General features: G+C 62.5%; 15 protein-coding genes. 9 read left to right on the top strand and 6 right to left on the bottom strand.

The window, feature by feature from the left end; translation table 11 throughout:
* Positions 1-111 precede the first annotated feature (111 nt).
* The gene (locus VGM71_RS00620; protein ID WP_331541819.1) at positions 112-495 is read left to right on the top strand and encodes a DNA-binding protein; all 384 of its coding nucleotides are present in this window, start codon (positions 112-114) and stop codon (positions 493-495) included.
* A 40-nt stretch (positions 496-535) separates the two neighbouring features.
* On the opposite strand, the gene def is transcribed toward VGM71_RS00620, so the two are convergent.
* Positions 536-1,072: a peptide deformylase gene (gene def / locus VGM71_RS00615; protein WP_331541818.1), complete on the bottom strand. Its 537-nt coding sequence runs from the start codon at positions 1,070-1,072 to the stop codon at positions 536-538.
* A 184-nt stretch (positions 1,073-1,256) separates the two neighbouring features.
* Between def and VGM71_RS00610 the strand changes: the two genes are divergently transcribed.
* From VGM71_RS00610 to VGM71_RS00595, 4 genes are all read left to right on the top strand, one after another.
* The gene (locus tag VGM71_RS00610) at positions 1,257-3,332 is read left to right on the top strand and encodes a carbon starvation CstA family protein (RefSeq protein WP_331541817.1); all 2,076 of its coding nucleotides are present in this window, start codon (positions 1,257-1,259) and stop codon (positions 3,330-3,332) included.
* A gap of 10 nt (positions 3,333-3,342) precedes the next feature.
* Entirely contained in the window at positions 3,343-3,549 is a 207-nt protein-coding gene (locus VGM71_RS00605) for a YbdD/YjiX family protein (RefSeq protein WP_331541816.1), read from the top strand.
* 262 nt (positions 3,550-3,811) lie between these two features.
* Positions 3,812-4,720, top strand: a complete 909-nt coding sequence (gene bla, locus VGM71_RS00600) for a class A beta-lactamase (RefSeq protein ID WP_331541815.1) — start codon at positions 3,812-3,814, stop codon at positions 4,718-4,720.
* Between the two features lie 42 nt (positions 4,721-4,762).
* Positions 4,763-5,269 carry a helix-turn-helix domain-containing protein gene (locus tag VGM71_RS00595; protein ID WP_331541814.1) on the top strand — a complete coding sequence of 169 codons (507 nt, stop codon included), beginning with the start codon at positions 4,763-4,765 and terminating at the stop codon, positions 5,267-5,269.
* 9 nt (positions 5,270-5,278) lie between these two features.
* Here the strand turns inward: VGM71_RS00595 and VGM71_RS00590 are convergent, their stop codons facing one another.
* Both VGM71_RS00590 and VGM71_RS00585 read right to left on the bottom strand, forming a co-directional pair.
* Entirely contained in the window at positions 5,279-6,472 is a 1,194-nt protein-coding gene (locus VGM71_RS00590) for an MFS transporter (protein WP_331541812.1), read from the bottom strand.
* Positions 6,473-6,627: 155 nt separating this feature from the next.
* Positions 6,628-6,807 carry a DUF72 domain-containing protein gene (locus tag VGM71_RS00585; protein ID WP_331541810.1) on the bottom strand — a complete coding sequence of 60 codons (180 nt, stop codon included), beginning with the start codon at positions 6,805-6,807 and terminating at the stop codon, positions 6,628-6,630.
* Positions 6,808-7,057: 250 nt separating this feature from the next.
* On the opposite strand from VGM71_RS00585, the gene VGM71_RS00580 reads away from it, so the two are divergent.
* Complete coding sequence (locus VGM71_RS00580; RefSeq protein WP_331541809.1) at positions 7,058-7,546, top strand: DUF3788 domain-containing protein; 489 nt, start codon at positions 7,058-7,060, stop codon at positions 7,544-7,546.
* A gap of 31 nt (positions 7,547-7,577) precedes the next feature.
* Here VGM71_RS00580 and VGM71_RS00575 read toward each other — a convergent pair whose 3' ends face one another.
* Entirely contained in the window at positions 7,578-8,186 is a 609-nt protein-coding gene (locus tag VGM71_RS00575; protein WP_331541807.1) for a Fic/DOC family protein, read from the bottom strand.
* Complete coding sequence (locus VGM71_RS17605; RefSeq protein ID WP_414675065.1) at positions 8,183-8,350, bottom strand: YhfG family protein; 168 nt, start codon at positions 8,348-8,350, stop codon at positions 8,183-8,185. Before VGM71_RS17605 ends, VGM71_RS00575 begins: the two co-directional genes overlap by 4 nt.
* Positions 8,351-9,235: 885 nt before the next feature.
* Here VGM71_RS17605 and VGM71_RS00570 point away from each other — a divergent pair.
* Both VGM71_RS00570 and VGM71_RS00565 read left to right on the top strand, forming a co-directional pair.
* Entirely contained in the window at positions 9,236-9,910 is a 675-nt protein-coding gene (locus VGM71_RS00570) for a hypothetical protein (RefSeq protein ID WP_331541806.1), read from the top strand.
* Positions 9,911-9,919: 9 nt separating this feature from the next.
* On the top strand, positions 9,920-11,257 hold the full coding sequence (locus VGM71_RS00565; RefSeq protein WP_331541805.1) for an XVIPCD domain-containing protein: 1,338 nt from the start codon (positions 9,920-9,922) through the stop codon (positions 11,255-11,257).
* Positions 11,258-11,420: 163 nt separating this feature from the next.
* Here the strand turns inward: VGM71_RS00565 and VGM71_RS00560 are convergent, their stop codons facing one another.
* A complete protein-coding gene (locus tag VGM71_RS00560; RefSeq protein WP_331541804.1) occupies positions 11,421-11,879 on the bottom strand; it encodes a DUF6119 family protein in 459 nt (152 codons plus the stop codon).
* Positions 11,880-12,048: 169 nt separating this feature from the next.
* Between VGM71_RS00560 and VGM71_RS00555 the strand changes: the two genes are divergently transcribed.
* Entirely contained in the window at positions 12,049-12,378 is a 330-nt protein-coding gene (locus VGM71_RS00555) for a hypothetical protein (RefSeq protein ID WP_331541803.1), read from the top strand.
* The last annotated feature ends 138 nt before the right edge of the window (positions 12,379-12,516 follow it).

The raw sequence follows: 12,516 nt of genomic DNA, 5'->3' as shown, positions 1-12,516 counted from the left end.
GAAGGCAGTCGCAAATTGGACGAGTTGGCAATAGCAAAAGCGTCACGCTCCCGCTCCGCGCTATCGAACAATACCGGACCAGTAGCGCCCAAGCGTTCCACCGGAGTTGTCATGCCCCCTACTAACCGAGGTTTTTCCCAACGCCTGCATGTCGCGCTGGACATGGCCGGCGTCAAGAAAGGCCGCGGCCGCATTACGCAGCTGGCCGACCTTTTCGACGTCAGCCGGGAAACCGCGCGCAAATGGCTCAGCGATCTCGGCCTGCCCGAACTGGAGCGCCAGATCGACATGGCCATCCGTTTCGGCGTCAATTTCGAATGGCTTGCCACCGGCCGCGGCGCGCCCAACGGAGCGACGGGCGTACGCGAAAGCCCTGCCCTGTATCGAGCCGATTCCCGCGAACAACTGCGCCTCGTCGGCCTCGTGAGCCGGATGACGAAAGAACGGCGCAAGGCCCTGCTCATCATCATCGAAGCCCTGGCCGACGCCGACTAGCGGGCACCCCGCAGGAGCCGCTATAGCGGCTCCTGCGGGATCAGTCGTCCCCGATGTCCATGCCCGGAAACAGCACATCGGAGAACCCGAACCGGGTGAAGTCGGTGATACGGGAGGGATACAGCCTGCCAATCAGGTGATCGCATTCGTGCTGCACCACGCGCGCATGGAAACCTTCGGCGGTGCGGTCGATCGGCTGCCCCAGCGGGTCGACGCCGCGGTACCTGATCAGCGAGTAGCGGTTCACCACACCGCGCAGGCCGGGCACGGACAGGCACCCTTCCCAGCCTTCTTCCATGTCCTGCGAGAGCGGCGTGATCTCGGGATTGAGCAGGATCGTGCGCGGCACCGGCGACGCGTCGGGATAACGCTCGCTGCTATCGAAACCGAAGATCACCAGTTGCAGGTCGACGCCGATCTGCGGCGCGGCCAGACCGACGCCACCGGCGTCGACCATGGTGTCGAACATGTCGGCGATGAGCTCATCGAGCTCGGCCGAGCCGAACATCGCATCAGCCACAGGTGGGGCGAGGCGCAACAGGCGCTCGTCGCCCATCTTAAGGATCTCGCGGATCATGCGCTTTCCGGGGGGGTGTGGGGATGGTCCCAGCATGGTGCCGGAAGGCCACCGGCTCAAGCCTCGGACGGGTTTCGCGTCGCTGGCCATTCGACCAATGGCTAATACCCGAAAGCTCGCCCGGTCATTGACCCCCAAGGCGGCGGGGACGACCCTTGGGGTATCCGCGAGGGGAGTTCCAACCATGCAAAGCGCCATCCCGAAACCCAGCCCGGCCGGCAAGATCCTCTGGGCCGCCATCGCCATCGTCGGGGCCTGGTGCCTCGGGGTCATCACGCTTCGGCGCGGTGAACCGATCAACGCCATCTGGCTGGTCACGGCGTCCATTGCGGTTTTCCTCATCGGCTACCGCTTCTATAGCCGCATGATCGCGACTCGCGTGCTCCAGCTCGATCCTTCGCGCGCCACGCCATCGGTCCTGCGAAACGACGGTCTCGACTACGTGCCCACCGACCGCTGGGTGGTGTTCGGCCACCACTTCGCCGCCATCGCCGGTGCCGGTCCGCTGGTCGGGCCCGTACTGGCCGCGCAGATGGGTTACCTGCCCGGCACCCTGTGGATCCTGGTTGGCGTGGTCTTCGCCGGCGCGGTACAGGACTTCATGATCCTCGGCCTCTCGCTCCGTCGCGACGGTCGCTCCCTCGGGCACATGCTGCGCGAGGAACTAGGCGAACTGCCCGGCGTCATCGCGATGGTCGGGGTGCTGGTCCTCATGATGATCGTGCTGGCGGTCTTGGCGCTGGTCGTGGTGAAAGCCCTCACGCACAGTCCCTGGGGAACCTTCACCGTCGCCGCGACGATTCCCATCGCCCTCCTGATGGGCGCGTACCTGCGCTTCATCCGCCCGGGCCGCATCCTCGAAGTATCCATCCTCGGACTCATCCTGCTGCTCGCCTCGATCTGGTACGGAAAGACGGTAAACGACACGCCGGCGCTGGCCGCGATGTTCGATTTCGACGCGAAGGCCCTGGCCTGGCTGCTGATCGGATACGGCTTCTTCGCCTCCGTACTGCCGGTATGGCTGCTGCTCGCCCCGCGCGACTATCTGTCCACCTTCCTCAAGATCGGCACCATCGCCCTGCTCGCCCTGGCGATCTTCCTGGCCGCGCCCATGTTGCAGATGCCGGCCGTCACGAAGTTCATCGACGGCACCGGCCCGGTCTTCGCCGGCAACCTGTTTCCATTCCTCTTCATCACCATCGCCTGCGGTGCGGTGTCCGGCTGGCATTCGATCATCGCCTCGGGCACCACGCCCAAGCTGCTCGCCAACGAGGGCGAGGCGCGGCTGGTCGGTTATGGCGGCATGTTGATGGAGGCCTTCGTCGCCATCATGGCGCTGATCGCCGCCGCGTCCCTGCATCCGGGCGTGTACTTCGCCATGAACTCGCCCGGCGCACTGGTGGGCACCACGGCCGAGCATGCAGCGCAGACGATCAGCACGTGGGGCTTCCTCGTCACGCCGGCCGAGCTCACCGACACCGCGAGGAATATCGGCGAAGGCACCATCCTGGGTCGCGCCGGCGGCGCTCCCACTCTCGCGGTGGGCATGGCGCAACTGCTTCACGGCATCATGCCGGGCGAAGGCATGATGGCCCTCTGGTACCACTACGCCATCCTGTTCGAAGCCTTGTTCATTCTGACCACCGTGGACGCCGGCACCCGCGTGGGCCGCTTCATGATCCAGGAACTGGCAGGCATGGCCTGGGCGCCACTGAAGCAGACCGAATCGTGGATCGGCAACATCGTGGCCACCGTGATCTGCGTCGGGCTCTGGGGCTATTTCCTGTACCAGGGCGCCGTCGATCCCCTGGGCGGCATCAACACCCTGTGGCCGCTGTTCGGCATCGCCAACCAGATGCTGGCCGCGATCGCGCTGATGCTCGCCACCGTCGTCACGGTGAAACTCAAGCGCGAGCGTTACGTACTCGTTCCGGCGATTCCCGCCGCATGGCTGGTGGTGTGCACGCTGACGGCTGGCTGGCAGAAGATCTTCGACGACAAGATCAGCTTCACGGCCGCGGCGCAGAAATACGCCGACGCGATGGCCTCAGGCAAGCTGCTCGCTCCCGCGAAGACGGCCGACGAAATGCAGCGCATCGTCACCAACAACCGCGTGGACATGGGCCTCACCGCCCTGTTCATGCTACTGGTGCTGACGATGCTGTTCTTCTCGCTGCGCTCCATCGTCCGCGCCTGGCGCGACACCCACGCCACGGCCCATGAAGAACCGTACGTGGCCCTGTCGAGCGTGGCGCAGTAAGGAGATGGGAATGGAAACGAACGCACCGGCGGCACCGCGCTCGCTTTGGCAATGGGCGGTGCAAACCGCCCGCCTCTGCTGCGGCGTGCCCGACTACGATGTGTATGTGAAGCATCTGCGCGAGCATCATCCCGACAAACCCGTGCCGAGCTACGGCGAGTTCTTTCGCGAGCGCCAGGAAGCGAGGTATCGGGGTACCGGCGGTCGCTGCTGCTGAGTATCAGCGACTTCCTGATCCGCCGGAGACGGAAGCCGCGGCACGGCGCTTGAAGGTCAGCGAAATCGACCATGCGCCAGTCGCCCGCTTCCGTGTCCTGCCTCGTTCGCGGACAATCATCGGCAGCGACTTCGTCTCAGGGGGATCCATGCGCAAGCCCGTAAGATCATCAGTCCGCGCGTTACTCGCTCCATGCATCGCACTTCTGCTCGCCATGCCAGTCATCGCCGGGGAGGTATCCGATACGCATCTGCAGGAAGCCTTGACGCAACTGGCCGACAAGGCCCGGCCCGGTGTACTGGGAATCACCGTTGTGGATCTCGACCCCCACACACGAACACGCATTAACGCCGACCGCGCCTATCCCATGATGAGCGTGTTCAAGGCGCCTGTGGCCGCCGCGGTGCTCGCGCAGATCGACGAAGGGCGCATCGCGCCGGGCCAGGAAGTGACGATCGACAAGGAGGATGTCGTCGGCGGTGCTGCCGTGCCATCCATCGGCGCCCATTTCAAGGGCAAGCGCATGCGCTTCACGGTCGATCGGCTCCTGGTGGCCGCCGTGAGCGAAAGCGACAACACCGCCGTGGACACCCTGGTCAGGCTCGTCGGCGGCCCGCGGGTGGTGACAACCTACCTGCGCAAACACCGTATCGACGGGATGCGGGTCGACCTGAGCGAAGGCGACGTCAGCGACATCTTCGAAGATACCGTCAAGGGCCAAACCATTCGGGAAGACGAAACCGAGGCGGCGGAACTGGCACGGCGGCGCCGCGGCTATCAGGCGTACATGGCCGACCCGCGCAACCGCACGACGCCGGATGCGGCCGCCGACTTCCTCGAAAAGCTGTGGAAGGGCGACCTGCTCTCCGCCGCATCGACGAAGCGGCTGCTCGGGCTCATGGTCGACCAGACCGTGCCCAATCGCATGCGCGCCGGACTGCCCACCGGTCTGCGCTTCGCGGACAAGTGCGGCACCTCGTATACGCTGGAAGGCGAGACCGCGGCGTTCAACGACATCGGCATCGTCACCTGGCCGGACGGTCACACCGTGATCGTGGCGGCCTTCCTTACGGGCTCGCAAGCGGATCAGAAGGCGAGGAATGCGCTTTTCGCGGAGATCGGCAAGCTCGTTGCCGGCACCGCCCCCGCCCCCTGGCGGCACCCCGGTTAGTGGTATGATGAAACTAATGTCACTGGCTGGAGGTTGCGTCCCATGCGCAAGAAGCGCTTTGACAGCATGAACTGCACGATTGCCCGCGCACTGGACCAGGTGGGCGACTGGTGGACCCTGCTGATCATCCGCGAAGCCACGCAGGGGACGACGCGCTTCGACGAGTTCCAGAGCGAACTCGGCATCGCCCGCAACATCCTGGCGTCGCGCCTGGAACGCCTTATCGAGCTCGGCATCATGGAACGGTTCCCCCTCGAGAATCGCGCGAACACGGACGGCTACCGCCTGACGCGCAAAGGCGAGGAGATCTACCCGGTCCTGGTCATCCTCAAGCAGTGGGGCGACCGATGGGTCGCTCCGAACGGTAAGCCGACCACTCGTCTGGTCACTGCCGATTCCGGGCACGGTATCGAAGAGATCACGGTGCACGGCCCCGATGGAAAACCGCTGTCGTTTCGCGATGTGCGGTTCGTTCCGGGTCCCGGGGCCACCGCCACCACCATGGCCGTGATCGAGAACCGTAACCTGAAGGTTCTGGGCGAAGCCTGAGCGCGTCCCTCAGGACGACGTGCAGGCGACAGCGCCCAACCCGGGCGACGCGCGACGCGCAACCGCATGGATGCGCCGGTGCGCCAGTTCGGCCACGACCAGCGCCAGGGCCATGAAACCGGCGGACAGCAGACTGAGATGGTGGGCACCCACCGTGGCGAGACCGGCGGCTCCGAGTGCGCCAGCGGCCGACACGCCGAAATACGTGCCGGCCGTGTTGAGGCCCAGCACGACCGGAGCGGTGGCCGGGGCGAGGTGCACGAGGCGATGCTGCTGCGGTACCTGGAAACCCCAGCCGGCGGCACCGAAAACCACGATGACCAGCACACCCGTCGCAAACCATGCAATGGCCCACGGAATCAGTGCCATGTTCACGATGAGCACCGTGAACATGAAGAGCAGTACCTTGCGCGATCCGATCCGGTCGATGTGACGTCCGGCGAGGAGGTTCATCGCCGTTCCGGCCGAGCCCCATAACACCAGAAGTATGCCCAGCGTGGCCGCGCTGCCGCTGATCACGCGGTCGAAGATCACGGCGAAGTACGTATAGACGAGGAAGTTTCCGGTCTGGCCCAGCAGCGTCGTGAGCAGGGTCAGTGCCACGCGGCTGTCGTGCAGTGGGGCGATGCGCTCACGCAGGCTGATCTGCGGTGGTAGCGGTACATCGTGCAGGAGGGTCGCAACACCCAGCGCAGCAGCCGTGGCCAGCGCGGCCACGAAGACCATCGTGTATCGCCAGTCCCCCAGGCCGCCGATGAGCGTACCGATGGGCGAACCGAGCGCCGTTGCGAAGGTCAGCCCGGCGATGATGACGGAGAGCGCGAAACCACGGCGCTCCGGCGGAACGATCATCGCCGCCGTACCGGTGGCCGTGGGAGCGAACATCGCCGCGCCCAGGCCCGCCAGCGCACGCGTGGCAAGAGCGAACCAGAACGTGGGGGCGACGGCGGTAAGGAGATTCGCCACCACGAAGATGGAAAGACTCCCGAGCAGGAGACGCTTTCGCGGAACGTGCGCCGCTACCGCGGCGATCAGCGGCGCAAGGATGGCGTACGACAAGGCATACGCCGTGGTCATCTGGCCGGCGGCACCAATACCGACATGGAAGTGCCGCGCGAGTTCGGGCAGGACACCGGCGACCACGAAGCTGTCGGTGCCGAGGGCGAACATACCTAGGGCGAGCATGAGGAGCCGGCGGTCCATGAGCAGTCTTCCAAACCACATAGTTGCGTCACGCAACTCTAGCTGCATTAGGTAGCATGACGCAACTATTAACCCTGGAGCCCCGCCCGACATCCGCTCCTGTCACGCGTTGAGCGAGATCAAGGCTTCAGCTAGTCCCCAGCTGCTTCAGGAGTTCAAGGCATTCGGGATGGCCGCACCATGCCGCGGCCCGCACACGACGGGGACATGGGTGCCCTTTCGAAGCAGGGAAAATAAGCCGTTGGCAGCCGCAGCTTATGCGTGACCGCACGGGGCATTTTCACACTGACGCGGAAGGAGTCCGGAACGCTGTCCGCCCAGCGCCGATAGGTCATTTTCCTGGTGGGAACGGTAGAAGGACGTGTTTATTACGCTTGACGTTTCCGGTCGTTACGACGGTTCCCAGGCAGCAATGCCGGATTCGAAATAGTGTCATAGCACTTGAGTGCCACGCTACCCATTCCCGCAGAATCTGTAGATTCGTATCGAATCGTTGGTACATCCAAGATTGGGAATCTTGGTCCTTATATACATTCCGTCGATGACGCAGAATCCAACGAAAATCAGTCTCCAAGCCGGAAATGTATGAATCTTCGAGACCGCCGCCACAGCCGGCAAGAAAGCGACCAGGGACAGCCGCCGGCGATCGGCGACCGGATCGCAGACAAATCGACAGCGCCCGATGAACAGATCGTGCGGGACTGGCTCGGACCGAAACCATTCGGGCATTGGAAGAAGCTGACGAGCTGGATCGACCTGTCCTATCCCGATGTCTTCGAGCCCGAATGGCTCTATGGCGGCAAGAAACGTGGCTGGTCCCTGCGCTACAAGAAGACCAAGGCATTCTGCACCTTGCTGCCGGAGTATCGGCAGCTTTCAGTCCAGGTAGTCCTGGGGCGAGCAGAACGAGAGAAGTTCGAGGAACTGCGTTATTCCTGGAGCCCGCCACTGGTCAAGCTCTACGACGAAGCCCGTCCATATCCAGACGGGAGGTGGCTGACCGTTGCAGTCTCGTCCGCGGATGATCGGCATGAGCTGACGAGGCTCCTCAGTATGAAACGCCCGCCGCCGTGACGCGGTTGACTGTCGCCGAAATCGCACTGACTCAGTCGTCAGTTTTGATCAGACCACCCACACATATCTCGAAAACGGATCGCAAAGGCGAGTAATCCACGTTGTATGCCGCTATGTTGGCCTCGACCCAAGCATCGGGCTCAATGTTGCGCCAACTGATTTCGTACCCGACATTGATGATCAGGTTCTCGAACAAGATGCGTTGGACTCGCCCGTTGCCTTCGCGAAACGGGTGAATGACATTGAAATCCCCGAAAAGCTCGGCAACCTTCGAAACAAGTTCGTTTCGGGACATCTCCTCGAGCCAATTCAAAGTCCTCAGTTCTTCAAAGAACTTATGCGCTTCCGGTTCGATGCGGGTAGCCGTGCAGAACCGCGTCGTTCCCTTGCTGATATCGAGCAACCGCAATTCACCAGCCCAGGGATAGACGTCGGCGAACAGGTGACGATGAATTGCGGTGACCGAGCACAGATCGTACGGCGGAGCGAGGAACTCTAAAGCTTCAGCCGCGTCGGCAGTCAAATCCCTCTCAGCCTCCGAAAGCAGGATCTCATCGCGCAAATCGAGCAGATTCTTGAGGGTCGTGGTGCCGGCGTAACAGTACGGATCGTCCTCGACCCCGTACTTGTCCCTGGTCACATGGGCGACCGTGACTGTTTCTTGCCGGCCACACCCGCACGCCGGTGTTTATGGTCCTGCTTTTGAGGTGCGACGAAGCCCTCAAGACGAAGACTGTCCGCGTAATTCGCCGCCCGAACCTTCGCGTAATAGGCCATCTTGTCTTTGAGCGTTGGCGCCTTCATCGACAGTTCTCCGCCAGATATTCACCAAAATGACCGACTTTCCTTATTTTATCAAGGATCTGTGATCGAAGACAGTAAGAGCATTTGCCAGCTGCTTTTTTTGCAGCGCACAGAAGACCGGAGCGCGTGAAGGGAACACCCAGGACCTCATTTAACCCCCTGACATAGCTCGACTATGAGACCGGATAAGGGGCTGGGCGGCGCCGAAGCGGCTGCGGCCGTCGTAGTCGAATCCGCTACACCCGTCCGACCGGTCGGCCCTCGAGCCACCCGACACCTATGTCCCCGCGGGCGAGGTGGCCGAGAGCGCGCCCACTTCAAGCGACCTCGAAACCCTGCTCCTCTGGCACATGGGCGAAGTGCACCCACCGCAAGACCAACGCCGACACGGTGAGCTCCATTCCCCGCACCCAGGAGATGTTCATTGGCGTCCGACGTCCCCCCGCCTTCAGTAGCGGTCCGGTTCGACAACTACCTGTGTCACGAGGTCGGTCGGTTGAAAGCCGGCCACAAGCGGAAGGGGCGGGTGCCAAAAGCGGGGATGGCGGCTCTTGCTCAGCCGCCTTCAGCTTCTCCTTAACCGGCAACGGCACGCGGGTGGCAGTCGTGTCCTGGAAGGGGCGACTTGCCGCATGTCCATTGACGCATGGGTGGTCCACTTGACGATGTTTCGGCATGGGCGGCGCACGGGCACGGACAGCTCACCGCCCCTGGCGCATGCATGCGTGCATCCCGCTCCCGAAGTCTTCACCTGACTGGCGCGACGTTATGCCCAACCTGACGGACCGGCCTCGTCCCGCTCGTGCCGAAGTGGACACCCGGTTAGTCTTGGCTGCGGCCATGGATTTGAGCCATGGTATGACCGGTCAGAACAAAGGAGTCCAGATGACCATCCACCGCCTCAGGTTTCTCTCTCGCCACCCTGTCTTCGCCAACGGCCAGGCTGGTCGCATTCCGGCCTTGTCCGTCACCGCTGCCTTGGCGCTGGCCTGCATCGTTGCCCCTTGTGCAGCGGCCACCCCCGGTGTGGTCCCGGCCAACGTCCAGGCGCTGATGATTCCCGGCGACACGGTGCTTGCCTTTCAGCCGGCTAAACCATTCGGGGTGGAAGACGCGGGCGGCGCTCTTGTCGTGCGCCACGCCCAGCCGGCCCCCTCAACCGGCAATGCCTGTGAACTGTGGCTGCTGCGCGCCACTGGTGCCACCTATGCCGTGACGGCCAAAAACGGCGAGGTGGTCGATTGCCGGTACAACGAGTCGGCCAAGAATGCCGGCCCCATGGCACTCAACCACAACCTGACGGTCGGCCCGACCTCAGTGGCCTACTTCAACGAATTGCCACGCGGTGGCACCACCTATGCATTTGCATGGGATGGACAAAAGCGCGCCTGGCACCTGCAACATGTCGAAGCAACATCCGTGGAGAACGGGGAGTCAGGCGTCATCGTAATGAAATCCGTGCTGGACTATCCGGCCACGCTGCCGTGGCTGACGGTGGATGCGTTTTCACCCAAAGCCATCCGTGAAGCACTTCATGCCCACCGCACCGTTGTGCACTAGGAGCAGACCATGCCGCAGTTCAATGCCAGTTCTGCCCTGCTCTTTAAGCGCTTTGTTGAATCCGGTGTCACCTCCCCCGAGGAGTTGGCCAATGTCATGGGCAACGCGTCGGTGGAAACCGGCAGCTTTAGCACCATGGATGAGCAGCTGAAGGGCTACCACAGTGTCGAGCAGGTTGTCGCCGCGGTCAAAAGCGCGGGCACCAGAAACACCCGGGAGGAAATCCAGGCGGCCGTCGACAGCCAGGATCCAAAGCAGATGGCCCACATCCTCTACGACAACCGCAGTGACCTGCGAAACACCAATCCCGGCGATGGTTGGACCTTCCATGGGCGTGGCTACTTCCAGTACACGGGGCGCGACAACTACGAGCGCTTTGGCGAGAAGTTCGGGGTTGACCTCAAAAATCACCCGGAGCTTGCCAGTGAACCGGAAATGGCGGCAAAGCTTGCCATTGCGTACTGGAAAGACAAGGTGCCTGAGGCTGACCGCAAAGACGCCTATGCGTCGGGTGTGGCAATCAACGGTGGGGAAAATGGCGCGGATGCGCGCATTGACCGCTCCAGGCAGTGGGCGACCCTCATCACGCCTGAGCTCGTGCAGGGGGTAAAAGACGGGTCCATCTCGCTCGAGCAACTCCAGACGATGGGCAACAGCCCGCATCATGGTGCGCACCACGGGCACGGCAATGCTCTTCGCCTGCACGACCGCTCAGACGCCATCGGCACCCTGCAAAACCAGCTCAATGAACTCGGCTACGCCGACGCCCAAGGCCGCCCCCTCGCCGCCGACCATGCCTTTGGACCGGGGACCGAGGCGGCCGTGCGGCAGTTCCAGCAGGACCATCAGCTCAAAGCCGATGGGGTCGCCGGGCCTGCCACCCTGGCCGCCATCAATGAGGCCAGAAGCCACGCCCAGGCCGCGCCTCCTGCCCCAAGCCTGCTCGATGCAGGCCACCCAGCCAATGGGATGTATGAGCAGGCGCATGCCTGCGTCGCCCGCATCGACGAGAGCCAGGGACGTGTACCCGGTCCACACACGCAAAACTTTGCTGGCTCCCTGACCTCGGCCGCAACCGCAGCTGGATTCAGCCGCGTCGACCATGTGGCGTTGTCGGACAATGCGAGCCGGGGCTATGCCATCCAGGGTGAGCTCAACTCGCCCTTCAAAAAGTTCGTGGAGGTCGACGTCATGCAGGCGGTCCAGACACCCCTGGCGCAAAGCAGTCAGGAGGCGGCCGTCAATGTGCAAAACAATGTCCAGCAGCAGGTGCAGGCGCAGCAACAGGTTCAGCAGCAAGTGGCACCGGACGTCCAGCAAGCGGCCGGACCTTCGATGGTGAGATGACAGCACGGGCGGGGCTAGGCTCCGCCCGTGCTAGGGGTTTGACCGACGAAATATGAAACGAGCAACCGAAGGGCTGGACGACCAAAGAAAGAGACCGAGGAAGCCATTGCCGCTGAGTCCAACAAACAGCAGACAGGCGTCACCGGACCAGCATTGGCAGAGGTTACTTCGCCCTTTTCCCTGTCCCCATCCCTGCCGGATGCTTCGTCGTGACTTTGAACATCGGGTCGACCGAAATCTTTGCGATGCAAACGTTCTTGTAGCCAATGGATTCGAGGCGGCGGCAGACGTTCTTTAGAGCAACACGGGCGAAGAAGGGAATGCGGAGATTGGGTTCATCTGACTGGCTGATGATGCCAAACACGATGGTGTATAAGGCGACATCGCGGGGAAGTATGTCGGGGTCATCGAGGACGTATGCCGTCGGCAGTTCCTTGTTGACCTTCTTGACATAGGGGTCAGCTACGATGGCCTGACCATCACCAACCCATACAAGGATGCTCCGGGCGTGGTCAAGCGTTGGCAGGCCAAGGAGCGTGAGTGGCTGAAAGTCCACCGCGAGACCCTGAAAGTCTGAGGCCTCCGGCGGACCGTTATCATTAACCGGGCAGGTTGCCAGCACAGTTGACCTGACTTGGCGGAAGACTTGACCAGCGTCGCCAACGAGCTGACTATCCGATTAAAGTCCGATTGTCGACCCCAAGCAGACATTCATCTGCCGCAGCGGGTTATCGACGCTGATCTCCAACGTTAGATGTGATCGGGCACCGTTGCCAAGCTAGGGGGAAATCATGAACGCATTCGTAAAGATCGTTGCAGCGGTGCTCGTCGCAACAACTGGCCTCAGTGGCTGCACTCTTACGCGAGGCTCTCATCTCGTGATCGGCTCGACGCGGGCGCCGACCAATCCCGCAGACGTCAGGATTTACACTGAGCTTCCGGTAAAGTACGAAAAGATCGCGATGGTCTCTGCCGACAGCAGAAACGACTTTGCTAGTCAGCAAAACCTGAGCGACCACGCAATTGAGCGCCTCAAAAAGGAGGCGGCCAAGGTTGGTGCAAACGGCATCCTTCTTAACGGCTTCGGCAACTATCAAGTCGGCTCGCATGGCGTGGTTTGACCTTGCCCCCGAAAAACGTATCCCTTGACGTGTGATGTAATCCACGCAAGGAGAGACGACGATGAACAAGGCGAAACGGGCGCGCTACACGCTCGAATTCAAGCAAGAAGCTGTACGGCTTGCCCAGAGTGGCCAGAG

Source organism: Luteibacter sp. (assembly GCF_036499525.1).
In the GTDB taxonomy this organism is placed as follows: Bacteria; Pseudomonadota; Gammaproteobacteria; order Xanthomonadales; family Rhodanobacteraceae; genus Luteibacter.
Note: the sequence above shows the minus strand (reverse complement) of the source record. Positions and strands in the feature narration are given on the sequence as shown.